The organism is Variovorax sp. 770b2, from assembly GCF_900115685.1.
In the GTDB taxonomy this organism is placed as follows: Bacteria; Pseudomonadota; Gammaproteobacteria; order Burkholderiales; family Burkholderiaceae_C; genus Variovorax.
Window position 1 is genome coordinate 1453914 of the sequence record NZ_FOXJ01000001.1, and the last position, 22957, is coordinate 1476870.

Annotated in this window: 22 protein-coding genes; 14 read left to right on the forward strand and 8 right to left on the reverse strand. The window is 68.7% G+C overall.

What is annotated here, in order from left to right; genetic code table 11:
• Positions 1-28 precede the first annotated feature (28 nt).
• From BM133_RS06720 to BM133_RS06735, 4 genes are read left to right on the forward strand one after another with little or no spacing between them, the layout of a single operon-like run.
• A complete protein-coding gene (locus BM133_RS06720; RefSeq protein ID WP_093432505.1) occupies positions 29-1039 on the forward strand; it encodes an acyl-CoA dehydrogenase family protein in 1011 nt (336 codons plus the stop codon).
• Entirely contained in the window at positions 1027-1785 is a 759-nt protein-coding gene (locus tag BM133_RS06725; RefSeq protein WP_093432507.1) for a PIG-L deacetylase family protein, read from the forward strand. The genes BM133_RS06720 and BM133_RS06725 overlap by 13 nt, the downstream gene beginning before the upstream one ends.
• Positions 1782-2402: a class I SAM-dependent methyltransferase gene (locus BM133_RS06730; RefSeq protein WP_093432509.1), complete on the forward strand. Its 621-nt coding sequence runs from the start codon at positions 1782-1784 to the stop codon at positions 2400-2402. The genes BM133_RS06725 and BM133_RS06730 overlap by 4 nt, the downstream gene beginning before the upstream one ends.
• Positions 2399-3097 (forward strand): glycosyltransferase family 2 protein, encoded by a 699-nt coding sequence (locus tag BM133_RS06735; protein WP_093432511.1) that lies wholly within the window; start codon positions 2399-2401, stop codon positions 3095-3097. Before BM133_RS06730 ends, BM133_RS06735 begins: the two co-directional genes overlap by 4 nt.
• Here the strand turns inward: BM133_RS06735 and BM133_RS06740 are convergent.
• Genes BM133_RS06740 through BM133_RS06765 form a run of 6 tightly spaced genes read right to left on the reverse strand, consistent with a single transcriptional unit; the run spans position 3084 to position 10219 of the window.
• Positions 3084-4652, reverse strand: coding sequence for an ABC transporter substrate-binding protein (locus tag BM133_RS06740; RefSeq protein ID WP_093432513.1), 1569 nt, complete (start codon positions 4650-4652; stop codon positions 3084-3086). The genes BM133_RS06735 and BM133_RS06740 overlap by 14 nt on opposite strands.
• A gap of 34 nt (positions 4653-4686) precedes the next feature.
• The gene (locus BM133_RS06745; RefSeq protein ID WP_093432515.1) at positions 4687-6348 is read right to left on the reverse strand and encodes an ABC transporter ATP-binding protein; all 1662 of its coding nucleotides are present in this window, start codon (positions 6346-6348) and stop codon (positions 4687-4689) included.
• Positions 6345-7172, reverse strand: a complete 828-nt coding sequence (locus BM133_RS06750; RefSeq protein WP_093435102.1) for an ABC transporter permease — start codon at positions 7170-7172, stop codon at positions 6345-6347. The genes BM133_RS06745 and BM133_RS06750 overlap by 4 nt, the downstream gene beginning before the upstream one ends.
• Before the next feature lie 5 nt (positions 7173-7177).
• Entirely contained in the window at positions 7178-8122 is a 945-nt protein-coding gene (locus tag BM133_RS06755; RefSeq protein ID WP_093432517.1) for an ABC transporter permease, read from the reverse strand.
• Between the two features lie 30 nt (positions 8123-8152).
• Entirely contained in the window at positions 8153-9040 is an 888-nt protein-coding gene (locus BM133_RS06760; RefSeq protein WP_093432519.1) for an alpha/beta hydrolase family protein, read from the reverse strand.
• Positions 9041-9085: 45 nt separating this feature from the next.
• Complete coding sequence (locus BM133_RS06765; RefSeq protein ID WP_093432521.1) at positions 9086-10219, reverse strand: C45 family autoproteolytic acyltransferase/hydrolase; 1134 nt, start codon at positions 10217-10219, stop codon at positions 9086-9088.
• Between the two features lie 138 nt (positions 10220-10357).
• Here BM133_RS06765 and BM133_RS06770 point away from each other — a divergent pair, with 138 nt between their 5' ends.
• The 6 genes from BM133_RS06770 to bioD all read left to right on the forward strand — a co-directional run bounded on the left by BM133_RS06770 (position 10358) and on the right by bioD (position 16188).
• On the forward strand, positions 10358-11251 hold the full coding sequence (locus tag BM133_RS06770; RefSeq protein WP_093432523.1) for a LysR substrate-binding domain-containing protein: 894 nt from the start codon (positions 10358-10360) through the stop codon (positions 11249-11251).
• Positions 11252-11368: 117 nt separating this feature from the next.
• Positions 11369-11680: a plasmid stabilization protein gene (locus BM133_RS06775; RefSeq protein WP_093435104.1), complete on the forward strand. Its 312-nt coding sequence runs from the start codon at positions 11369-11371 to the stop codon at positions 11678-11680.
• 10 nt (positions 11681-11690) lie between these two features.
• On the forward strand, positions 11691-12554 hold the full coding sequence (locus tag BM133_RS06780) for an NmrA family NAD(P)-binding protein (RefSeq protein ID WP_093432525.1): 864 nt from the start codon (positions 11691-11693) through the stop codon (positions 12552-12554).
• A gap of 304 nt (positions 12555-12858) precedes the next feature.
• Positions 12859-14247, forward strand: coding sequence for an adenosylmethionine--8-amino-7-oxononanoate transaminase (gene bioA, locus BM133_RS06785; protein WP_093432527.1), 1389 nt, complete (start codon positions 12859-12861; stop codon positions 14245-14247).
• On the forward strand, positions 14231-15463 hold the full coding sequence (gene bioF, locus BM133_RS06790; RefSeq protein ID WP_093432528.1) for an 8-amino-7-oxononanoate synthase: 1233 nt from the start codon (positions 14231-14233) through the stop codon (positions 15461-15463). The genes bioA and bioF overlap by 17 nt, the downstream gene beginning before the upstream one ends.
• Positions 15460-16188, forward strand: coding sequence for a dethiobiotin synthase (gene bioD, locus BM133_RS06795; RefSeq protein WP_093432530.1), 729 nt, complete (start codon positions 15460-15462; stop codon positions 16186-16188). Before bioF ends, bioD begins: the two co-directional genes overlap by 4 nt.
• Positions 16189-16193: 5 nt before the next feature.
• On the opposite strand, the gene BM133_RS06800 is transcribed toward bioD, so the two are convergent.
• Positions 16194-17228 carry an aldo/keto reductase gene (locus tag BM133_RS06800; protein WP_093432531.1) on the reverse strand — a complete coding sequence of 345 codons (1035 nt, stop codon included), beginning with the start codon at positions 17226-17228 and terminating at the stop codon, positions 16194-16196.
• Positions 17229-17459: 231 nt separating this feature from the next.
• On the opposite strand from BM133_RS06800, the gene BM133_RS06805 reads away from it, so the two are divergent.
• From BM133_RS06805 to BM133_RS06815, 3 genes are all read left to right on the forward strand, one after another.
• The gene (locus BM133_RS06805) at positions 17460-18452 is read left to right on the forward strand and encodes an AraC family transcriptional regulator (protein WP_093432533.1); all 993 of its coding nucleotides are present in this window, start codon (positions 17460-17462) and stop codon (positions 18450-18452) included.
• A gap of 14 nt (positions 18453-18466) precedes the next feature.
• A complete protein-coding gene (locus BM133_RS06810; protein WP_093432534.1) occupies positions 18467-19408 on the forward strand; it encodes a cation diffusion facilitator family transporter in 942 nt (313 codons plus the stop codon).
• Between the two features lie 123 nt (positions 19409-19531).
• Positions 19532-20764 (forward strand): SAM-dependent methyltransferase, encoded by a 1233-nt coding sequence (locus BM133_RS06815; RefSeq protein ID WP_093435106.1) that lies wholly within the window; start codon positions 19532-19534, stop codon positions 20762-20764.
• Between the two features lie 19 nt (positions 20765-20783).
• Here BM133_RS06815 and BM133_RS06820 read toward each other — a convergent pair whose 3' ends face one another.
• Positions 20784-21185 (reverse strand): VOC family protein, encoded by a 402-nt coding sequence (locus tag BM133_RS06820; protein WP_093432536.1) that lies wholly within the window; start codon positions 21183-21185, stop codon positions 20784-20786.
• 277 nt (positions 21186-21462) lie between these two features.
• Here BM133_RS06820 and BM133_RS06825 point away from each other — a divergent pair, with 277 nt between their 5' ends.
• Complete coding sequence (locus tag BM133_RS06825; protein ID WP_093432537.1) at positions 21463-22950, forward strand: MFS transporter; 1488 nt, start codon at positions 21463-21465, stop codon at positions 22948-22950.
• Positions 22951-22957: the final 7 nt, after the last annotated feature.

Consider the following 22957-nt stretch of genomic DNA (forward strand, 5'->3'; position numbering starts at 1 on the left):
TTCTTTCGATTCACGCGGCCACATCCCCATGCTTCAACGCGTCCCCGACGATGCCCTCCTGCAGTTGCAGCTTCGCCACGGCGGTGACCTGGCGCTGAAGCATCTGGTCGATGCGCACATCGATGCGCTCGCGCGACCCGGTGCCGGCCAGACCCTGTCGCGCTGGCGGGTGCTGGCCGAAGTGGCAGCGCACGACCTCTCGCTGGTGAAGCTGTTCGAAGGACACACCGATGCGCTCGCGATCCTGGCCGAACTCGGCGGCGCCCCGGACACCCCGGCAGGCGCATCCTGGGGCACATGGTGTGCGGAGCCGCCCGATGCGCGCGTCACGCTCCACGCCGAAGAAGGCCGCCGCGTCCGCCTGACCGGCACCAAGGCCTGGTGCTCGGGCGCTGCGAGCGTGTCGCACGCCGTCGTCAGCTGCTGGAACGCGGCTGGCGAGCCCTGCCTCGCCGCCGTTGCGATGGACCAGCCCACTGTCTGGGTGACTGAAAACGGCTGGCACGCCGTCGGCATGGCCGCGAGCGGCAGCGTCGACGTGCGGTTCAACCGCGCGGTGGCCACGCAGATCGGCCGGCCCGGCGACTACGTGAACCGTGCCGGCTTCTGGCAGGGCGGCGCCGGCATCGCGGCCTGCTGGTTCGGCGGCGCGCTCGGCATTGCGCGCGGGGTCTGGCAGCGCAGGGGGCCCAAGCCCGACGCCCACCGCCTCGCGCACCTGGGCGCCATCGACGTGGCCCTGACCGCCGCGGCGGCGCAGTTGCGCGAAGCCGCCGCCTGGATCGATCGCCATCCCGAGGACAACGCGCAACGCGTCGCCTTGCGCGCCCGCCTGGCCGTCGAGCAGGCCGCCAACGAGGTGATGCACCACGCCGGCCGCGCGGTCGGTGCCGGTCCGCTGTGCCGCGACCCGCGCTTTGCCCGCGCAATGGCGGACCTGCCGGTGTTCCTGCGCCAGAGCCATGCCGAGCGCGACCTCGCCGCGCTCGGCCAATTCGCCGCGAACGAGCAAGAGGAGCCGTCGTCATGGACGCTGTAGCGCAACGCGCAATCCGCGGAGAAGGCACGACCGAGGCCGAGTGGAGCCGCTGGCCCGGTCTTGCACGCCTGCCCGTCATCGCTCCGCAGGACCTGGTCCCGAAGAACGCCCGCGCCGTGGTCGTCGCGCCGCACCCCGACGACGAGGTGCTCTCGGTCGGCGGCCTGCTCGCGCAACTGGCCGCGTGCGGCCGGGCCGTCGAGGTGATCGCGGTCACCGACGGCACCGCCAGCCACCGGGGTTCGACCGAATGGCCCGTCGAACGTCTCGCACGCACCCGGCCGCGCGAGAGCCTGAAGGCGCTGCAGTGCCTGGGCCTGGCCATCGAGCCCATCCGCCTGGGCTTGCCCGATGGCGGCCTGAAAGCGCTGCGCGCCGTGCTCGCGGCGCGGCTGGTTTCATTGCTGCGGCCCGGCGATGTGGTGTTCACCACCTGGCGCCGCGATGGCCACCCCGATCACGAGGCGACCGGCGAGGCCTGCGCGCTGGCCGCCGCGAGCACCGGCGCGCGGCTGGCGGAAGTGCCCGTGTGGGGCTGGCATTGGTCACGCCCCGGCGACGTGCGCATGCCCTGGCAGCACGCCTTCCGGCTGCCGCTCAGCGAAGAGGCCGTGCGGCGCAAGCGCGCGGCGGTCAAGGCGTTCACCAGCCAATTGCGGCGCGATGCATCCACCGGCTCCGGGCCGGTGCTTCGCGCCACCACCGTCCAGCGCGCGGCGCGTCCCTTCGAGGTGATCTTCCTGTGAGTACCAACAACACCAGCAATGACCAGCGGCCCTATTTCGATGCGCTCTATTCGGCCAGCGAAGACCCCTATGCGCTGCGCCAGCGCTGGTACGAGGCGCGCAAGCGGGCATTGCTGCTGGCCGCCTTGCCGCAGGCGCGCTACCGCCGGGTGTACGAACCGGGCTGCGGCATCGGCGAACTCACGCTGGCGCTCTCGCACCGCTGCGACCAGTTGCTGGCGAGCGATTTCTCGACGCACGCCGTGGAGATCGCGCGCAAGCGCACCGAAGGCCGCGCCAACGTGCGCGTCGCCCGGCACGTGCTGCCCGCCGACTGGCCGCGCGAGGACGGCCGCTTCGACCTCATCGTGCTGAGCGAACTGGGCTACTTTCTCGACCGCAACGACATGCAACGCCTGGCCCGGTGCTGCGAAGAAACGCTGGAGGCCGACGGCACGCTCGTCGCCTGCGACTGGCGTCCCGATTTCGCGCAGCGCAGCCTGTCCACGAAGGACGTGCACGGCGCGCTCGCCGCGCTCGGGCTTGCCCGGCTGGCGCTGCATGAAGAGGACGATTTCGTGCTGCAGGTCTGGACGCGCGACAGCCGCTCGGTGGCCGAACGCGAGGGCATCCGGTGATCGGCGTCGTCATTCCCGCGCACAACGAGGCCGAGCGGATCGGCGCGGCGCTCCAGGCGGTGCTGCGTGCGGCGGCGCATCCGGCGCTGCTGGGCGAGCCGGTCGGCGTGGCGGTGGTGCTCGACAGCTGCAGCGATTCGACGGACGCCGTGGTCGCGCAGTACCCGGTGGTCGGCGTCGCGCTCGATGCCCGCAACGTCGGCATCGCACGGGCCCGCGGTGCGGAGCTGTTCATCGCCAGCGGCGCGCGCTGGCTCGCCTTCACCGATGCCGACACGCTCGTCTCGCCGGACTGGCTCGTGAAGCAGCTGGCCGAGGACGCCGACGTCGTCTGCGGCTCTATCGGCGTGGAAGACTGGGGCGTCTGCGGTCTGGAAGGCAGCGCGGTGCAGGCGCATTTCGCGCGGCACTATGTCGATGCCGATGGCCACCGGCACATCCACGGCGCCAACCTGGGGGTATCGGCCGAGGCCTACTGCCGCGTGGGCGGTTTCCAGCCGCTCGCCTGCAGCGAAGACGTGGCGCTGGTCGAGGCGCTGCAGGCCGCCGGCGCCCGCATCGCATGGAGCGCGGGGCCGCGCGTGACGACCAGTGCCAGAACCGATGCACGCGCCCGCGGCGGCTTCGGCGACACCATCCTGGCCATGGTCGCGTCGCTCGCGAAGCCGCCCGAGGCGGGGCTCAGCCCGCTTTAGCCGCGGCCACCGACACGCCCCACAGCCGCGGCTTGCCTTCCCACACCGAGAAGCCATTGAGGCGCTTGCGCACGCCCCAGGCGTCGATGCCGTTGAACAGCATGACCATCGGCACCTGCTGGATCATCAGCGCGTGGAGCTGGTCGAACAGCGCCTGCCGCTTGGCCCGATCGGTCTCGGTGAAGCTCTCGTCCAGCAGCTTCAGGGCCTGCGGGTCTTCCCAGACCTTGCGCGCCTGCTTGTCCTTGGGGCCCGAGAACTGCTCGAAGCTCAGCGACGGGTCCAGGCGCGAGGAGTAGCTGAACGAGCTCATCTGGTAGTTGCCGCTGTTGTAGCGGTCCAGCTGCGTGGCCCATTCGAGCACCTCGATCTGCGCGTTGATGCCCACCGACTGCATCATGGCCTGCGCCAGCACCGCCACCGTGTAGCTGGGCACGTGGGCGCGCTTGTTGGTCTGGATGGTGATCTTCTCGTTCTTGTAGCCGGCCTCGCGCAAGAGCTTCGCGGCCAGCGCGGGGTCGTAGTGGTAGCCCTTCTTCTCGGCCGCGCCGTAGAAGGCCGAGCCCTTGTGGATCGCCGAGTTGTTGACCGAGCCCAGGCCCTCGGAGGCGGCGGCCACGATCTGCTCCATGTCCAGCGAGGCCGCGATCGCCTGGCGCAGCTTCACGTTCTTGAGCAGCGGGTCGCGCGTCTGGAACAGCAAGGTGTTCTTCACGGCCTCGGTGGGTGCCTGCACGACGAGGTTGCGGTCGGTCTTGAGTTCCTGCGCGTCGCTGGAGGTGATCTGTCCCGCGTCGATGGCGCCGGACTTCAGGCCCGCCGCGGCGGTGGCCGCATCGGGCACGACCAGGAAGCGCACCGTGTCCACCAGCGGCGCCTTCAGGCCCACGTAACCGTCGGCCTTGGTGGCGCCCGGCGACGAGGTGTAGCCCTTGAAGGCCGTCACCGTGACGTATTCGCCGCGCTTCCATTCGCCGAACTTGAAGGGGCCGGTGCCCACGGGCTTGTCCCAGCTGCCGTCGGCCTTGACCGAGCTCTTGTGCAGCACGGCGGTCATGCCGCAGTCCGCGCGCGCCAGCGTGTCCAGGAATACGGCCGAGGGGCGGTTGATCTTCATCACGAAGGTGGCGTCGTCGGGCGTCGAGGTCTCGACCACCTTCAGGCCGCCGCGCCCGTCGTATTCGCTCAGGCAGCGCCAGTCGGTCTTGGGGTCCATGTAGCGCTTCCAGCTCCAGGCGACATCGGCCGAGGTGAGCGGCGCGTCGTTGTGGAACTTCACGCCCCGGCGCAACTTGAAGGTGTAGGTGAGGCCGTCCTTGGAGACATCGACCGACTGCGCGAGCAGCGGGCCCACGCTGCCGTCCTGCCTGTAGCCCACCAGCCCCTCGACCATGTTGAGCACGATGCCGTCGGTGGTGTTGTCGCGGTTCACGCCGGGGTTGGTGGAGCGGATGTCGGCCGGCTGGGCGACCGTCACGGTGGTCTGGGCCAGTGCCGTGGCGCATGCGAGGCCGGCGCCGGCGAGGGCTGCGAGTCGGAAGAGGGGACGAGGCATGGGGGAACTCCTGCGATCAAGAAAAGATGGGCGGTCAGGCGAGGGCGGCTTCGGCGCCGAAGCGCCAGCGCAGCCGCACGCCGCCGGTATCGGTCGGCTCCAGCGCCGGAATGGCCGAGAGCAGCTTGCGCGTGTAGTCCTGCTGCGGCGCATCGAACACGGTGTCGCGCGAGCCTTGTTCGACGATGCGGCCGTCCTGCATCACGATCACGCGGTCGGCCACCTGCTCGACCACGCCCAGGTCGTGGCTGATGAACAGGCACGAGAAGCCGTGGCGTTTCTGCAGCTGCGCGAACAGTTCGAGCACCTGCGCGCGAACCGTCACGTCCAGGGCCGACACGGGCTCATCGGCGATCACGAACGCGGGCCGGCGCACGAGCGCCCGCGCAATCGCCACGCGCTGCCGCTGGCCGCCGGAGAGCTCGTGCGCATGGCGCGGCGAATAGGCCGTGCCGAGCCCGACTTCGTCGAGCACCTCGGCCACGCGCTTGGCCTTGTCGGCAGAAGACATGCCCTTGACCAGCCGCAGCCCTTCGCCCACGAGCTGGCCGATGGTCATGCGCGGATCGAGCGAGGCGTACGGGTCCTGGAACACCATCTGGCATTGCAGCCGGTAGTCGAGCCAGCCCGCGTCCGAGCGTGCGATGGAGCGGCCGCGAAAAAGGATCTCGCCGCCGCTCGGCTTCAGCAGCCCGGCAATGGCGCGGCCCAGCGTGGTCTTGCCCGAACCCGAGCCGCCGACGACCGCGACCACTTCGCGCGGCCGCACCACGAGATCGATGCCGTGCAGCGCGCGCTTGGGCACCGCCTTGGCGAACAGCCGGCGGTGGCCGGGGTAGTCGATGACCAGGTTGCGCACCTGGACGACGGGCGCATCGTCCACCACCTCGCGCGCGGGCAGGCGGCGCGGCATGGCCTGCAGCAGCTCGCGGGTGTATTGGTGCTTCGGATGTTCGAGCAGGTCGTCGGTGTTGCCGGTTTCCTTCACTTCGCCATGCCGCATCACGACCATGCGCTGCGTGAAGCGCGCGACCATCGGCAGGTCGTGGCTGATCATCAGCACGGCCGTCCGATGCTCGCGCGTGAGGCCGACCATCAGCTCCAGCACGTCGCGCTGCACCACGGCGTCCAGCGCGGTGGTGGGTTCGTCCGCAATCAGCAGTGCGGGCTCCAGCAGCATCACCGAGGCCAGCATCATCCGCTGGCGCATGCCGCCCGAGAACTCGTGCGGCCAGGCCGCGAGCGCACCCTTGGGGTCGCGGATGCCGACGCGCGCCAGCATGTCGAGAATGCGTGCGTCGCGCGCGGACTGCGAGAGGTCGCGGCGGTGCAGCGCGAGCGCTTCGCCCAGCTGCCTGCCGATGGTCATCGACGGATTCAGCGAGGTCATCGGCTCCTGGAACACCATGCCCACGCGCGCGCCGCGCAGCTCGCGCAGCCGCGATGGCTTGGCGAGCGCCAGGTCTTCGCCTTCGAAAAGGATGCGGCCGGCCGTGCGCACCAGCGGCGGCGGCGTGAGGCCCATGAGGGCGCGCGCGGCCTGCGTCTTGCCGCTGCCCGATTCGCCGACGATGCCGACCATCTCGCCCGGCGCGATGTCGAAGGACACGTTGCGCACGATCTCGCGGCCGCCGAGGCCCACGGCGAGCGTCAGGCCCTGCACGCTGACCAGTGGGGTGTTCGTGGTGGTCGTCATTGCACGCCCTTCATGCGTGGGTCGAGCCAGTCGCGCACCGCGTCGCCCAGCAGGTTGATGCCCAGCAGCGTCAGCGCGATGCACAGGCCCGGAAGAATGGAGAGGTAGCTGGCCTGCGCCATGAACGGGCGGGCCGAGGCGAGCATGTTGCCCCACGTGGGCGCCGGCGGCGGCACGCCCAGGCCGAGGAACGAGAGCGCGCTCTCGGCCAATATGACCCAGCCGAACATCGAGGTGGCCAGCACCGTGAGCGGCGCGGTGCAGTTGGGCAGCACGTGGCGCACCATCGTGTAGAGCTCGGAGTTGCCGAGCACGCGCGAGGATTCGATGAACTCCTTCTCGCGCAGCGACAGCACCGTGCCGCGCACGATGCGCGTCACCGACGGCGTGTAGGCCAGGCCGAGCGCGAGCACGATGCCGTACTGGTTCGCGCCCACCACCGCGAGCAGCCCCAGCGCCAGCAAGAGGCCCGGGAACGCCAGCAGGGCGTTGTTGAAGGCCATCACGATGCGGTCGGTCCAGCCGCGCAAAAAGCCCGTCAGCACGCCGACGATGCTGCCCACCACGATGGAGAAAGTCACCGTGAGCACGGCGATCCACACGCTGGTGGCGGCGCCGGCCATGAGGCGCGAGAGCTCGTCGCGGCCGAATTCGTCGGTGCCCAGCAGGTAGGCGCCGCCCGGCAGCTTCAGGCGCGAGCCGAAGTTGATGCGCAGCGGATCGTGCGGCGTCCACGCGAGGCTGATGAGCGCCGCGGCCACGATCAGGCCGACGATGACGATGCCGATCAGGGCGTTGAGGGGAATGCGTTTCTTGCGGGTCATCGTGTTCACTCGACGGCGACGCGGGGGTCGAACAAGGGGTAGCAAAGATCGATCACCAGATTCACGACCACGTAGATCACCGCCACGAACAGCAGGCAGCCCTGGATCACCGGATAGTCGCGCGCAAAGATCGCATCGACCAGCAGCCGGCCCAGGCCCGGAATGGTGAACACCGTCTCGACCACCGCGATGCCGCCCAGCAGGTTGCCCAGCACGAGGCCGATCAGCGTCCATGTGGGACCGAAGGCGTTCTTGAAGGCGTGGCGCATCAGCACCGCGCGCTCCGACAGACCCTTGGCGCGCGCATGCGTGATGTAGTCCAGCCGCAGCACCTCGAGCGTGCTCGCGCGCGCCATGCGCATCAGCACGCCGATCTCGTGCAGGAAGAGCGTGAGGACCGGCAGCACCAGGTACAGGAGGCCGTTCTTCCAGTCTTCGGCGATGCCCACGTAGCCCACCACCGGCAGCCAGCCCAGCTTCAGGCCGAAGAGCAGCAGCAGCAACAGGCCGAGCCAGAAGGTCGGGATCGACACCAGCAGCGTGGCCGAGCCGACCAGCAAGAGGTCGGGCGCGCGGTTCTGCTTCCACGCGGCGATCATGCCGGCGGGCACCGCCACCATCGCGGCCGCAGCCACCGCCACCAGCACGATGCGGCCGCTGATGAGGAAGCGGTCGGCCACGAGCGGCAGCACTTCCTGCCCGCTGTTGATCGAGGTGCCCAGGTCGCCTTGGAGCACATGGCCGAACCAGATGCCGAACTGCGCCAGCACCGAGCGGTCCAGGCCGAGCCGGGCGCGCAGGTCGGCCAGGCTCGCGGGCGTGGCCAGGTCGCCGAGCAGCAACTGCGCGGGGTCGCCGGGAATGAGCCGGATCAGCACGAACACCGAAACCGCCACGATGAGCAGTGTCGGAATCGCCATCGCGATGCGGGCCGCTGCAAAACGGAACATGGGTCTTCTTTCCTGGTGAGGTGGTGGACGTCAGGCCGGCGACGGCGTGGCGCGCAGGTCGTGCAGGGCCTTCGCGAAGAAGTCTTGCACATGCCCTACGCAGGCGAGCCCGTTGTGCGGCACGTTGTCCAGCAGGTCGAACGCAACCTTCACGCCAGCCGCCTCGAAGGAGCGGCGCAGCGTTTCCAGGCGCTCGGGCCGCGTGCGGCCGGCGTCGTTGGCGCCGGGCATGTAGAACTTGCCGTCTTCGCGGTGCGTGATCTCCCAGGTCTCGATGTCGGCCTTGCCCGCGACCATGTGCACCGGCAGGCGGCGCAGGGCCGCGAGGTCCATCGGCTTGCCGAAGCGCGTTTCGAAATCCTTCGTGCCGACCCACCAGCCTTGCTCGGGGTCGATGAGCGTGACCGAGCCCGGCGCGCCGATCGACGCGGCCCACAGGCGCTCGGGATGCAGCATCGCGAAGCGGTTGACGAACTGCCCGCCGCCCGAATAGCCGAAGAGCGCGAAGCGGCTGAAGTCGCAGTCGAACTTCTCGCCCACCTCGGCCACCATGTCCAGCAGGATCTGGTCGTAGCGGATGTCCGCCTCGATGAGGTGCTTGAAGCCGTCGCGGTTGCCGTCGCCGCGCACGCCGGCCGGGAACAGCGGGCACAGCACGATGCAGTCGTTCCACTTGGCAAAGCCGCTGAAGGCCTCGCGGTAGTTGACGAAGGCGCGGCCGGTGCCGTGCACCACCACCACCAGCTGCATCGGCCGCGCACCGGCCTGGCCGATGTGCTCGGGCACGTAGGTGCAGTACGAAAAGCGTGCATCGCTGCGCGACGAATAGATGGTGCTGTGGCCCAGGTCGTAGATGGCGCGGGCGCGCTGCTCGGCCTGGATCGGCGGAATTTCGGGGACTTCGATGAGGGCGTTCATGAAAAAGGAATCTGCGGATGAAAGGGAAGGGCGTCGGGGTGCGAACTACAGCGTGTATTCCTGGAAGTTGCGCGCCTCGTAGGGCTTGCGCGCCACCCACATCACGCGGTTGGCCGCATCCATGAGCGTGGTGGCCACGGTGGCCGAGATGCTGCTGAAGTCCGCCGGCTTGGGCGTGCGCAACACGCCGTCGGGCTTGCCGAACTCGTCGGCCAGCGCGGCCTTCACATGCGTCCAGTCGATGCGCCCCTCGATGCGGCCGAGCGCGTTTTCCACGCGGTGCTGGCGGTAGATGCTGTCGGGCCGCTGCGGCAGGCCCGGGTCGCGCAGCTTGATCACGGCCGAAGGCGACATCCAGTGGTTGGCATGCACCAGCAGGTCGTTCTCGGGCAGCGTCCAGAAGATCTCGCCGGGCGAGGTCTCCAGGCTGATGCCCGAGCCGTCGTTGCCGGTGGACTGCGCCAGGATCATGTTGTTGGCGCAGTAGCGTTTGGAAGCCCAGATGGTCTTCATCGCCTGGGCGAGGTTGGCGGCTTCGAGCACGCGGCGGCGCAGCAGCACCAGTGGCACGCCGGCGCCCTTGCGGAAGTCTTCGTCGCAGGTCAGCGAATTGCCGGTCAGCGACACGCCGTTCGTGTTGAAGCCATGGCGGGCGAGCGCGCCCGCTTCGGTGAAGGTGAGGATGTCGGGGCCGTGCTCGCCGCGGATGCGCAGCACGATGCCGGTGTCCACGCATTCCTGGCGCCAGTCCCAGTTGTGGGCGTGCATGAGGCGGCCGGTGGCCGAGCGCGCGGGCAGCACCAAGAGGCCGGTGCAGTCGCCGTCTTCGCCCGATGCGGGTTCGGCAGGTGGCGTGGCGGCCTGCTTCATGTCGGCATAGCCGAACAGCATCTCGGTGCGGCAATTGATCATCACGATGTCTTCGAGCGATACGCCCGCGCCCTCGGCGATGCCGCGCATCTCCTGGAGATAGCTCGCGTCGTAGGCCTCGATGATTGGCAGCATCGACTGCGCGAGCTGGCGGATGGTGGCTTCGTCCAGGCCGCGGCGGCCCAGCTGGGCGCGGTAGAGCGCGACGCCCCCCGCCACGCGCTCGGGCACGGCACGGCCGTGCTGCACGCCGCGCGTATGCGGCGTGCCGGAAACATCGACGAGGGGAAAGTATTCGGGAGTGGTCATTGGCTGCTGCGGGTTGTCATCGGCCTGCCGCGGGAACGCGGTAGTGCGCCGTCATGGATCGCATTGTTTTTCAAGAATGGGAAAAAATAAATTTAAAAATCATTTAGAGTTGATAAAGGATTTATTTATCTTCCAGCCATGAGCTCCATCCGTTTCCTTCGCACCTTCGTGGCCGCGGCCCGTGGCGGCTCCTTTGCCGCGGCGTCCGACGAAGTGGCGCTGACGCAGGCGGCCGTGGGCCAGCAGATGCGCGCGCTGGAAGCCGAAATGAAGAAAACGCTGTTCGACAAGACCGGCCGCACCATGGTGCTGAGCCCCGCCGGCCACCTGCTGCTGCCGCGCGCCGAGGAACTGATCGCGCAGTACGAGTCGATGCGGCGCGACCTGCAGGACCAGCGGCAGATCGCCGGCACCATCAAGCTGGGCTCGCTCATCTCGGCGATGGGGCTGCTGTCGGGCACGCTCGCGGTGCTCAAGTCGCTGCACCCGAACCTGGAGGTCGAGCTGCGCGTGCGCGAGCAGACGCAACTCATGCAGGACGTGATCAGCGGCGAGCTCGATGCGGCCGTGGTCGTCGAGCGGCAATGGCCCGAGGTGCCCGGTCTCTTGTGGACGCCTTGCTACGACGAGGCGCTCACCGTCATCGCGCACTCCAGCATCGCCTCGCCCGACACCCCCATCGCGAGCCTGTTCGCGAACCATCCCTTCATCCGCTTCGACCGGCGCACGCCCACCGGTGCGCGCATCGACAAGGTCCTGCGGCGGCTGCAGTACGTGCCCAAGGAATTCCTGGAGCTCAACTCGCTGCTCGCCATTGCGCAGTTGGTGCGCAAGAACGTGGGCTTCACGATGGCGCCGCTATTGAAGAACTTCGACTGGGAAAGCGATCCCGCGCTGTGCGTGCTGCAGCTGCCGGGGCGGCCGGTGGCGCGCAGCCTGGGCATGCTGGAGAACGGCAAGCGCAGCCACATCACCAGCGTGGTCCGCGAGGAAATGCTGGCGCACCTGCGGCGCATGAAGTCCGGTGGCTGACCGGTCTCGCCGGTCTCGCGACAGACAACGCTGACGCGCATCGCGTCCGTCTTCTTACCCGCGGCGCGGTTCAGGCGCCCAGCATGTGAAGCTTCTCAACCTGAAGGAGCGATGAACATGCCCAGAGGTGACAAGTCGTCCTATACGGACAAGCAGAAACGCAAGGCCGAGCACATCGAGGATGGCTACGAACACCGCGGTGTCGGCAAAGGCGAGGCCGAGCGCCGCGCCTGGGCCACGGTGAATGCCGAGACCGGCGGCGGCAAGAAGAGCGGCTCGGGCCGCGGCAAGGCCGAGAGCCACGCGCCTTCGCGCAAGGGCGGCCACAAGGGCGGCGCGGCTGCGGCATCGCGTACCGCCGCGGAACGCTCGGCGTCCGCGAAGAAGGGCGCTGCCACGCGCAAGCGCAACGCCGAGAAGCGCTCTTAGGAAAACAGCCATGCACATCATCCTGGGAGCAACGGGCCACGTCGGCTCGGCACTCGCGCAAGCCTTGCTGGCGCGCAACGAGCCGGTCACCGTGGTCACACGCGATGCGCGCAAGGCCGAGTCGCTGAAGACCAAGGGCGCCCATGTGGCCGAGGTCGACGTGTTCGACACGGCCGCGCTGCACCGCGTGATCGCGGGCGGGCACCGGCTCTTTGCGCTCAATCCGCCGGCGCCGCCGTCGACCGACACGGTCGCCGAAGAGCGCAGGAGCCTGTACGCCATCGTGGACGCGCTCGAGGGCTGCAAGCTGGAGAAGATCGTCTGCGAATCGGCCTACGGCGCGCAGCCGGGCAACGGCATCGGCGACCTCGGCGTGCTGTACGACATGGAGCAGGCGCTGCAGGCCGGCAAGGTGCCGGTCAGCCCCCTCCGCGCGGCCTACTACATGAGCAATTGGGATGCCTCGCTCGAAACCGCGCGCAAGGAAGGCAAGGTGCACAGCATGTACCCGCCCGACTTCAAGCTGCCGATGGTGGCGCCGCGCGACCTGGGCGAGTTCGCTGCGCGGCTGATGCTGGGCGCGGCCGAAGCCTCGGGGCCGCACTACGTCGAGGGGCCGGAGCGCTATTCGCCGGGCGATGTAGCGCGAGCCTTTGCGGACGCGCTGGGGCGGCCGGTGGAAGTGGCGGTGACGCCGCCCGAGCAATGGGAGCAGGCGTACCGGTCGCTGGGGTTTTCGGAGGCGGCGGCGAAGTCCTATGCGGCGATGACGCGCATCACGCTGGACAACAAGGAAGAGCCCGAGAAGCCCGAGCGCGGGGCCACTTCGCTGCGCGACTACATCACGGCGCTGGTGAAAAAGAGCACGGCCTGAGAGGCTGGAAAGACGGTTGCCTCAATCGGACATCGGCGTGTCCGATGAGGTGCCGTGGACCTGATATCTGGCGCATCTCCGACATTCGCCAGTTTTCTTTGTTGCCGACCGGACAACTTGCAGTCAGGACGCGGGGACCCCTTCGGCGCATTGCTGTCGCGTTGCGCGAGCTTGTTCGCAACGCGAGCGCTACGCCATCCATCGTCGTCCAAGCACGTGGCAATCGACAGGCGCCGACGTGGTTTGTCGCGCCTGGCAAGCGTCGATACGATCCCGCGCCTTGCTCCCACAAAGGAATGCGCGGATGCCGCCATCGACTGCTTTTTCACCCTCCGCCAACACCGACTGGCAGCAGCGCAGCCGGCGCCACGTCTGGCATCCGTGCACGCAGAGCATCCGCCTCGAAGCGGTGCCGCCGTTGCCGATCGCGCGGGGCGAGGGCGTCTGGCTCTTCGACCACGACGGCCGCCGCTACCTCGATGCCACGAGTTCGTGGTGGGTCAATCTCTTCGGCCACGCGCACCCGGCCATCAACGCCGCGCTGAAGGACCAGCTCGACACGCTCTCGCACGTGATGCTCGCCGGCTGCACGCATGCGCCGGCCGTCGAGCTGGCAGAGCGCCTTGCCGCGCTGACCGGGCATGCGCTGGGCCATTGCTTCTATGCCTCCGATGGCGCCTCGGCGGTGGAGATCGCGTTGAAGATGAGCTTTCACGCGTGGCGCAACGCGGGCCGCAGCGCCAAGCAGAACTTCGTCGCCCTGCGACAGGGCTACCACGGCGAAACGTTGGGCGCGCTGCATGTGACCGACGTGCCGGTCTTTCGCGATGCCTATGCGCCGTTGCTCGCGAATGCGCACCTCGTGGCATCGCCGGATGCGCGAGCCGCGTTGCCGGGCGAGGATGCAAGCGCGGTCGCGCGGCGTGCCGCCGGCGAACTCGAAGCGCTGCTGGCCGAAAGGCATGCGTCCATCGCGGCCGTGATCGTCGAGCCGCTGGTGCAGTGCGCCACCGGCATGGCGATGCACGACCCCGAATACCTGCGGCTCGTGCGCGCGCTGTGCGACCGCTACGGCGTGCACCTCATCGCCGACGAGATCGCGGTGGGCTGTGGGCGCACCGGCAGTTTCTTCGCGTGCGAGCAGGCGGGCATCTGGCCCGATTTCCTGTGCCTTTCCAAAGGCATCAGCGGCGGCTACCTGCCGCTTGCGCTGGTGATGACGCGCGATGCGATCTACGAAGGCTTCGTGGACGACGACGTGGCACGCAGCTTCCTGCATTCGCATTCCTACACCGGCAATGCGCTGGCCTGTCGCGCGGCGCTCACGACGCTCGACCTGTTCGAGCGCGAAGACGCATTGCGGCGCAACCACGGCCGCGCCGAACGGCTGATCGACCGGCTGCGCGAAGGGCTGCGCGGCATGCCCGTCGACCACCTGCGCCAGCGCGGAATGATCGCGGCCTTCGACGTGCGCGAACCCGGCGCCCGGTTCGCGGAGCGCTTCCACCTTGCAGCGCGTGCGAACGGGCTGCTCATGCGTCCCATCGGTGCGACCGTCTACCTCATGCCGCCCTATGCGATCGGCGACGACGAGATCGATCTGCTGGTCGATGGCACGCTGGCCACGCTGCAGGCGGTGTCCGTCCCAGGCCTCGCGCAAGAGGAAGGAGTCCGCGATGCTGCGCTTGCTTGAACGCCTGCAGGACGAGATCGCCACGCTCGATGCCGAGGCGCTGCGCCGCCGCCGGCAGATCGCCGAAACGGCTTGCGCGCCCGCGCAGACGCTGACGCTGGCCGGCGCGGCCGCGCCGCGCGCCATGCTCGGCTTCAGCAGCAACGACTACCTGGGCCTCGCCGCGCATCCGGCGCTGGCCGCGGCGCTGGCCGAAGGCGCGGCGCGCTACGGCACGGGCAGCGGCGGCTCGCACCTGATCCTGGGCCACTCGCGCGCGCACGCCGAACTCGAGGAGCGGCTGGCCGGCTGGATGGCGCCGTTCATCCCCGAGGCGCGCAGCCTGTTCTTCTGCACGGGCTACATGGCCAACCTCGCGGTGCTGTCGGCGCTGGGCGTTGCGGAGGCGGTGATCTTTTCCGAGTCGCTCAACCATGCCTCGCTGATCGATGGCGCGCGGCTGGCCAAGGCGCGCGTGGAGCGCTATCCGCATTGCGACGTGGCGGCGCTCGATGCGCAGCTCGGCGCGTGCAATGCGCCGGTCAAGCTGATCGTGAGCGATGCGGTCTTCAGCATGGACGGCCATATCGCGCCCGTGGCCGAGCTGCTCGCACTGGCCGAGCGGCACGACGCCTGGCTGGTGCTCGACGATGCGCACGGCTTCGGCGTGCTGGGCGCCACGGGCCGGGGCGTGCTGCAGGCGCTGGGGCTGCGCTCGGAGCGGCTGGTGCTCATCGGCACGCTGGGCAAGGCGGCCGGCGTCGCGGGCGCGTTCGTGGCGGCGCATCGCACCGTCATCGACTACCTCGTGCAGCGCGCGCGGCCGTACATCTTCACCACGGCCGCGCCACCGGCCATCGCGCATGCGCTGCTCGCAAGCCTCACGCTGATCGAAGGCGAGGAGGGCGACGTGCGCCGTGCGCAATTGAAGGCCCGCATCGCCCAGCTGCGCCGGGGCCTGAAGGCGATCCTCCCGCCGGATGGCAGTGCCTGGCTGCCCGATTCACCCACGGCGATCCAGCCGCTGATCGTCGGCGACAACGCGCGCGCGATGCGGACGATGGCGCAGCTGGATGCCCAGGGCCTGCGCGTCGGCGCGATCCGCCCGCCCACCGTGCCGGTGGGTACCGCGCGCCTGCGCATCGCGCTGTCGGCCAGCCACGGCGAGGCCGACGTGGCGCGGCTGGTCGACGCGCTGGGCCAAGCCCTGGCGCAGCCCTGGAAGGAGGCCGCATGACGCCGCGCCGCTGGTTCGTCACGGGCACCGACACGGGTGTCGGCAAGACGCTGGTGAGCAGCGCGATGCTGAGCCTGCTGGCCGCATCGGGCCTGCGCGCGGTCGGCATGAAGCCGGTGGCCGCGGGCCTGGAACGGGTGAATGGTGCGTGGCAGAACGAAGACGTCGAGCAACTGCGCGCGGCCGGCAATGTCGATGCGCCGCTGGCCCTGCGCTGCCCGTACCTGCTGCGCGCGCCGATGTCGCCGCACCTCGCGGCGCGGGAAGAGGGCGTGCGCATCGAACTGCCGCCGCTGCTGTCGGCCTTCGCGGCGTTGTCGCAGCGTGCCGATGCCGTGGTCGTCGAAGGCGTGGGCGGGTTCTGCGTGCCGTTCGGCGACGACCTGGACAGCGCCCACTTTGCGGTGGCGCTCGAACTGCCGGTGATCCTCGTGGTCGGGCTGCGGCTGGGCTGCCTGAGCCATGCGCTGCTGACCGCCGAGGCGGTCCGCGCACGCGGCCTCGTGCTCGCGGGGTGGGTCGCGAGCGTCATCGAGCCGCAGATGCTGTCGCCCGAGGCCAACCTGCAGACCTTGCGCGAGCGGCTCGGTGCGCCGTTGCTCGGCGTGGTGCCGCACCTGGCCGCGCCCGATGCGGCCGGCGCCGCCCGGCACCTCGACCTGCGCGCCCTGCGCGCGACTGCGGCCCACGCCGCGCGGCGCTCGGCCGCGCTGGCGTTGGCCTGAACCGCTCAGGCCAGGTGCTTGTCGCGGTTCGCGCGCTGGCGCTCGAGCATCCAGCCCGGGTACTCGGCCGGCAGCGCGCTCGCCTTGTCGAGCGTGGCCAGCTCGTCGGCTGAGAGCTTGATGGTGGTGGCCGCGATGTTGTCGTCCAGCTGTTCCACGCGCTTGGCGCCGATGATCACGCTGGTCACCACCGGCTGGTGCAGCAGCCACGCCAGCGCGATCTGCGCGACGGACACCTTGCGGGCATCGGCCAGCACGCGCATCGCATCGATGCAGTCGTAGGCGCGGTCCCGGTTCACCGGCGGGAAGTCGAAGCTCGCGCGGCGGGTGCCCTTTTCGGCTTCGGTGTGGCGGTCGAACTTGCCGCTCAGGAGGCCACCGGCCAGCGGGCTCCAGACCATGAGGCCGACGTTCTCGCTGCGCAGCATCGGCACCAGCTCGCGCTCCAGGTCGCGCCCGGCGATGGTGTAGTAGGCCTGCAGCGATTCGAAGCGCGCGAGCCGGTCGCGCTCGGCGATGCCCAGCGCCTTGGCGATCTGCCAGGCCGCCCAGTTGGACACGCCCACGTAGCGCACATGGCCCTGCTGCACGAGGTTGTCCAGCGCATGCACGGTTTCCTCGATGGGCGTGAGCGGATCGAAGCCATGGATCTGGTACAGGTCGATGTGGTCCAGCTGCAGGCGCTTCAGGCTCGCCTTGACGCCGTCCATGATGTGAAAGCGCGAGGCGCCACTGGCGTTGGGGCCCTTGCTGCCGGTTTCGCCGAGCACCTTGGTGGCCACCACCACGCTGTCGCGCGGGATCTTGAGGTTCTTGAGCGCCTGGCCGGTGATGACTTCCGACTGGCCTTCGGAGTACACATCGGCGGTGTCGATGAAGTTGATGCCGGCGTCGATCGAGCGGCCGATCAGGCCTTCGGCCTCGGCCTGCTGGAGATCGCCGATCTGGCCCCAGATGCCCGAGGCGCCGCCGAAGGTCATCGTGCCGAGGCAGAGTTCGGAAACCAGGAGGCCGGTGCGGCCGAATTTGCGGTACTGCATGAGAGGTCCTTTGTGTTGGAAGAGGTGTTGGAGGGTGTGGGGAGCGCCGTTGGCAAAAAGTATCCGCCCGCTGCCCCCGGCGCGGCGAGCGCGTTCCTGCAAAGTCTTTGCCTATTTCTCCAGACCTTCCTCCAGGGGCGTGCAGTTTCATGGGAGCGGCGCTAAGCTGCAAACCACCCGATCCTCCACGGTGCGCGCCACCGTGTTCCCCACCGCGACAAGGCCCTCTACATGTCCGACGAAACACCCGAAATCGCTGCAGCCATTGCCCAGCCGATGCCGCTGGAGCCCGAACTCGATGAAGCCAGGAAGGAACTGGTGGCGCTGATCAACCGCATCACCGGCGGGCGCGACGGCACCGTGGAAACGCCGGTGGCCGGCCTGCAGGTGTATTGCATCAGCAAGCCCGACCGCCCCAAGCACGCCTTCGCCACCCCGGCGCTCGGGCTGATCGCGCAGGGCTCCAAGCGAATCATCATGGGCGACGACATCTATGTGTACGACCCGATGCACTACCTGGTGACCTCGGTGGACCTGCCGGTGTGTGGCCAGGTGCGCCTCACGAGCGACAACGAACCCTACCTGGGCCTCAGGCTGGAGCTGGCGCTCGACGAGATCGGCGAGCTCATCGGCGACGAGAAGCTGCCCGCCAAGGCCAACGCGCCGGCGTCCCGCGGCATGTACGTCAACCGCATCGCGATGCCGGTGCTTGAGCCGGTGCTGAGGCTGCTGCGGCTGGTCGAGACGCCGGAGGACGTGCCGATCATGGCGCCGCTCATCAAGCGCGAGATCATGTACCGCCTGCTGGTGAACGGCGAGGGCGCGCGCCTGCGCCAGATCGCGCTGCAGGACAGCCACACCCAGCGCATCGCCAAGGCCATCAGCGCGCTGCGCATCAACTATGCGCAGTCGCTGCGGGTGGAAGACATGGCGCGCGCGGTGCACATGAGCGTGTCGTCGTTCCACCACCATTTCAAGGCCGTGACCGCGATGAGCCCGTTGCAGTACCAGAAGCAGCTTCGCCTGCAGGAGGCGCGCCGCCAGATGCTGGTGACCGGCATCGACGTGGCGAGCGCGGCGCACAGCGTGGGCTACGAAAGCCCGTCGCAGTTCGCGCGCGAGTACGGCCGCATGTTCGGTGCGCCGCCGCTGCGCGACAAGCAGCGTTGGCTCTCCGAGGCGGGCAACGACGCGATGGGCGCTGCGTCGATGGAAGCGGCCTAGGTGGCCTGAGCCGGATGGCCGAATCGAAGATCGCGATCTACGGCGCCATCGGCGCCAACGTTGCGATCGCCATCACCAAGTTCATCGTCGCGGGCGTCACCGGCAGCTCGGCGATGCTGTCCGAGGGCATCCACTCGGCGGTCGACACCTTCAACGGCGTGCTGCTGCTCGTGGGCCTGAAGCTCAGCAAGCGGCCCGCGACGCCCGAGCACCCCTTCGGCCACGGCAAGGAGCTCTATTTCTGGAGCCTGATCGTGGCGGTGCTGATCTTCGGGCTGGGTGGCGGCGTGTCGTTCTACGAAGGCATCCAGCACATCCGTGCACCGGAGCCGATGCGCGATCCGACATGGAACTACGTCGTGCTCGCGGCCGCCTTCGTGTTCGAAGGCACGAGCTTTCTCATCGCGCTCAAGCAGTTCCGCGCGCAAGCCAAGGGCACGCCGTTCTGGCAGGCGCTGGACCGCAGCAAGGACCCGACCACCTACACCGTGCTGGCCGAGGATTCCGCCGCGCTGGTGGGCCTGCTGGTGGCCGCGCTGGGCATCTATTTCAGCCACGCGCTCGACATGCCCGCGCTGGACGGCGTGGCCTCGGTGGTCATCGGCGTGCTGCTGGCCGGCGTGGCGGTGCTGCTCATCGCGCAGGCGCGGGGCCTGCTGATCGGCGAGGGCATCCGCCCCGAGACGGCGCGCGCCATCCGCGCCATCGCGATGGGCGAGCCCAGCGTCGAAGACGTGGGCCACGTGCTGTCGATGTACATCGGTGCCGACGAGGCGCTGGTGATCGTCGACGTGAACTTCAAGGACGACATTTCCACGGGCGAGGCGGGCGAGGCCATCGCCGCCATCGAGGCCCAGGTGCGCGCGCGTTTCCCGACGATCAAGCGCATCTTCATCGAGGCGACCGAGGCACCGCAGGCCGACGCGGCGCCGTCGAAAGACGGCGCCGCCTTGTAGCACTTACTGCAATTTCTTGCGTCGTCACGACCATGCAGGTTTCAAATTTTTTCGTTATTGTTTTGCTCGCTGCAGCACCCCGGCGCACTGGCGCCGGGTGAACCAAACAACACGGAGAGATGCATGCTTTGGGAAAAAAAACTGGCGCAGTGGAGCGCCGCCGTTCGTGACCGCGCCAACCTGCCGGCGCGGCTCACCTTGTGGGACGGCCAGTCCTATGACTTCGGCAACTTCAGCGGACCCTCGGTCACGCTGCACGTCAAGTCGCCCGCCGCGCTGTCGCTGATGCTGCAGCCCACGCTCGACAACCTGGGCGAGGCCTACGTCAAGAGCAAGATCGACATCGAGGGCAAGCTCAGCGACGTGATCGACATCGCCTACGGCCTGGCAAAGACATCGATCGACAAGCAGGGCGGGGCGCTGCAGAACATGGCGCGCTACTTCACGCACACCAAGTCGTCGGACAAGAAATCCATCCAGTACCACTACGACGTGTCCAACGAGTTCTACCAGCAGTGGCTGGATCCGAACATGGTCTATTCGTGCGCCTACTTCGAGAACGGCGACGAAGACCTCGCCACCGCGCAACTCAAGAAGATCGACCACATCCTCACCAAGATCGACCTGCGCCCGGGCCAGACGCTGCTGGACATCGGCTGCGGCTGGGGCGCGCTCGCGATCCGCGCGGCGCAGAAGTTCGGCGCGCGCTGCCTGGGCGTGACGCTCTCGCAGAACCAGTTCGACCTGGCCACCGAACGCGTGAAGGCCGCGGGCCTGCAAGACCGCATCGAGATCCGCCTGCAGGACTACCGCGACGTGACCGGCCAGTTCGACCGCATCACCAGCGTGGGCATGTTCGAGCACGTGGGCCGCAAGAACCTGCCCGCGTACTTCAAGCGGGTGCAGGAACTGCTGGCCGATGACGGCGTGGTGATGAACCACGGCATCACCTCGTCCGACCCCGAGGGCGGCGGCGTCTCTTACGGCGGCGGCGACTTCATCGACCGCTACGTGTTCCCCAACGGCGAGCTGCCGCACATCAGCCTCGCGCTGCAGGCCATGCAGCAGGGCGGGCTGGAAGCCTTCGACATCGAGAACCTGCGCCGCCACTACGCGCAGACGCTGCGCCACTGGAGCGACAGCTACGAGGCCAACAGCGACAAGCTGCACGCGATGGTCGACGAGGAGAAATTCCGCATCTGGCGCGTGTACCTCGCGGGCTGCGCGTATGCGTTCGAGAACGACGACGTGGCGATCTACCAGATCGTGGGCCGCAAGGCCGGGCGGCCGGCGAAGACGCTGCCCTGGTCGCGCCGCTACATCTACGACGGCACCTCGGCGCTGAACGCGGGCTGAACCGGCGCTCCTCCGGGCGTTACGCCGGGCCGCGGAATCCGGCTTCGATGTTGTTGCCGTCCGGATCGAGCACGTAGGCGCCGTAGTAATGGGCCTCTTCGGGGCCGCGCGGGCCGGGCTTGCCGTTGTCTGCGCCGCCGGCCTGCAGGGCCGCCTTGTGGAAGGCATCGACGTCGGCCTTCCCGCGCGCCGAAAAGGCCACGTGGATCGGGCTGTTCGAGACCCGGTGCCGCGGTGTCCAGAACTTCGGTTCCTCGGTGCCGATCCATATGAACGGTATGCGCTGGTCGGTGCTGCGGATGACGAGGAACGACGTGTCGCTGTTGTCGATGACCTGCAGGCCCAACGATGCAGCAACCGCCTGGTAGAAGCGCCGTGACGCGTGCAGGTCGCGCACGCGAAAGCCGACGTGGTCGAACATGGTTGTCTCCTTTGAGGAGCCATGTTCGTTCGCGGATGCCGAGGCGGGTGCGGCGCACGGCGCATCGTTCTGAAAGAAGGCGCCTACGCCGGTGAGTGCTGCGTGGCGCCAAGGCGATATCTCGCGCCCAATGAATCGCGCGAACAAGACAGCGCGAGTGCCCGAGCGCCAGCACGAATCCGCGCGCCCCGATAGCATCGACGCCTCGCGGCCCCGCCACCTCACCTCAGCTTGCCGGACACCTCCGTCCGGGGCAGCTTCGGGCCCGAGACACCCCATGAGCGCCAGCACCAAAACAACGAAACGCCCCCTCGTCATCGCGTCGATCATGGCCTCCATGGCCATGGTCGCCATCGAAGCCACCATCGTCTCCACCGTCATGCCGCAGATCGCCTCCGAACTCGGCGGGCTGCATCTCTACAGCTGGGTCTTCGCCTCGTTCCTGCTCGCGCAGACCGCGATGACCGTGGTGTTCGGCAAGCTCTCCGACCTGTACGGCCGCAAGCCCATCATGCTCGTGGGCATCGCCATCTTCATCATCGGCTCGGTGCTGGCGGGCTTCTCGTGGTCGATGCCGGCCATGATCTGCTTTCGGCTCATCCAGGGCATCGGGGCGGGCGCGATCCAGCCCGTGTCGCTCACCATCGTGGGCGACCTCTATCCGGTGCGCGAGCGCGGCAAGGTGCAGGGCTACCTGGCCAGCGTGTGGGCCGTGTCGGCCGTCGTGGGGCCGATGATCGGCGCGCTGATCGTGCAGAAGCTGTCGTGGGCCTGGATCTTCTGGGTCAACGTGCCCATCGGCCTTGCCGCTGCTGCCGGTTTCTGGTTCTTCCTGCACGAGGCGCCCACGGTGCGCCGCTCGTCCATCGACATGGTGGGCGCCGTGCTGTTCACCGTCGGCATCGCGTCGCTGATGATCGCGCTGACCGAGTTCGGCGTGGGCAATTCGGGCGTCGCGCTCGCATGGGCGGGGCTCTTCGTGGTCACGCTCGCGCTGTTCATCGCGCAGGAGCGCCGCGCGGCCGACCCGATGGTGTCGCTCAAGCTCTGGGGCGCGCGGATGATCGCGACCGTCAACGGCGCGGCGATGCTCGCCGGCATGGTGCTGATCGGCATCACGACCTTCCTGCCGATGTACGTGCAGGTGGTGCTGGAGCGCTCGTCGGTCACGGCCGGCCTCACGCTCACGATGGTGATGCTGGGCTGGCCCATCGGCGCGACACTGACATCGCGCACCTTTCACCGCATCGGGCTCTGGCGCATGGTGGTCGTGGGCGCCGCGCTGATTCCGGTGGGCACGTCGACCTTCGCACTGCTCGGTGCCGGCAGCTCGCCGGTGCTGCCGGCCATCGGCTCGTTCGTCATCGGCCTGGGCATGGGCGTGATGAGCCTGGCTTCGCTGATCCTGATCCAGGAGGGCGTGGAGCTCTCGCAGCGCGGCATCGCCACGGCCTCGAACGTGTTCTCGCGCAACCTGGGCAGCGCATTGGGCGCGGCGTTCTTCGGCGCGGTCTTCAACTTCGGCCTGACGCGCGGCGACGGCAGCATGATGTTCACCGACGACGAACTGCGCCTGCTGCTGCAAGGCGTGCACGGCTCCGCCGCGGGCGATGCGGGCATCCGCCTCGCGCTGGGCAGTTCGCTGCACCTCACGTTCCTCATGATGCTGGTCGTGAGCCTGGGCGTGGTGGCGCTGGCGTTGTGGCTGCCGAAGGAAGGGCTGGAAAGCTCGGCGGCGCGGGAAGCCAAGGCGGCGCAGAAGTAGCAGGCGA

Excerpts from the sequence above, each read along its gene's own strand:
- BM133_RS06815 (WP_093435106.1), top strand. The coding sequence starts at position 19,532 with ATGCTTTGGGAAAAAAAACTGGCGCAGTGGAGCGCCGCCGTTCGTGAC.
- BM133_RS06765 (WP_093432521.1), bottom strand. The coding sequence starts at position 10,219 with ATGACCACTCCCGAATACTTTCCCCTCGTCGATGTTTCCGGCACGCCG.
- BM133_RS06800 (WP_093432531.1), bottom strand. The coding sequence starts at position 17,228 with ATGCAGTACCGCAAATTCGGCCGCACCGGCCTCCTGGTTTCCGAACTC.
- BM133_RS06825 (WP_093432537.1), top strand. The coding sequence starts at position 21,463 with ATGAGCGCCAGCACCAAAACAACGAAACGCCCCCTCGTCATCGCGTCG.
- BM133_RS06810 (WP_093432534.1), top strand. The coding sequence starts at position 18,467 with ATGGCCGAATCGAAGATCGCGATCTACGGCGCCATCGGCGCCAACGTT.
- BM133_RS06750 (WP_093435102.1), bottom strand. The coding sequence starts at position 7,172 with ATGACCCGCAAGAAACGCATTCCCCTCAACGCCCTGATCGGCATCGTC.
- bioA (WP_093432527.1), top strand. The coding sequence starts at position 12,859 with ATGCCGCCATCGACTGCTTTTTCACCCTCCGCCAACACCGACTGGCAG.
- BM133_RS06780 (WP_093432525.1), top strand. The coding sequence starts at position 11,691 with ATGCACATCATCCTGGGAGCAACGGGCCACGTCGGCTCGGCACTCGCG.
- BM133_RS06720 (WP_093432505.1), top strand. The coding sequence starts at position 29 with ATGCTTCAACGCGTCCCCGACGATGCCCTCCTGCAGTTGCAGCTTCGC.
- BM133_RS06740 (WP_093432513.1), bottom strand. The coding sequence starts at position 4,652 with ATGCCTCGTCCCCTCTTCCGACTCGCAGCCCTCGCCGGCGCCGGCCTC.
- BM133_RS06805 (WP_093432533.1), top strand. The coding sequence starts at position 17,460 with ATGTCCGACGAAACACCCGAAATCGCTGCAGCCATTGCCCAGCCGATG.
- BM133_RS06820 (WP_093432536.1), bottom strand. The coding sequence starts at position 21,185 with ATGTTCGACCACGTCGGCTTTCGCGTGCGCGACCTGCACGCGTCACGG.
- bioD (WP_093432530.1), top strand. The coding sequence starts at position 15,460 with ATGACGCCGCGCCGCTGGTTCGTCACGGGCACCGACACGGGTGTCGGC.
- BM133_RS06755 (WP_093432517.1), bottom strand. The coding sequence starts at position 8,122 with ATGTTCCGTTTTGCAGCGGCCCGCATCGCGATGGCGATTCCGACACTG.
- BM133_RS06770 (WP_093432523.1), top strand. The coding sequence starts at position 10,358 with ATGAGCTCCATCCGTTTCCTTCGCACCTTCGTGGCCGCGGCCCGTGGC.
- BM133_RS06725 (WP_093432507.1), top strand. The coding sequence starts at position 1,027 with ATGGACGCTGTAGCGCAACGCGCAATCCGCGGAGAAGGCACGACCGAG.
- BM133_RS06775 (WP_093435104.1), top strand. The coding sequence starts at position 11,369 with ATGCCCAGAGGTGACAAGTCGTCCTATACGGACAAGCAGAAACGCAAG.
- bioF (WP_093432528.1), top strand. The coding sequence starts at position 14,231 with ATGCTGCGCTTGCTTGAACGCCTGCAGGACGAGATCGCCACGCTCGAT.
- BM133_RS06745 (WP_093432515.1), bottom strand. The coding sequence starts at position 6,348 with ATGACGACCACCACGAACACCCCACTGGTCAGCGTGCAGGGCCTGACG.
- BM133_RS06760 (WP_093432519.1), bottom strand. The coding sequence starts at position 9,040 with ATGAACGCCCTCATCGAAGTCCCCGAAATTCCGCCGATCCAGGCCGAG.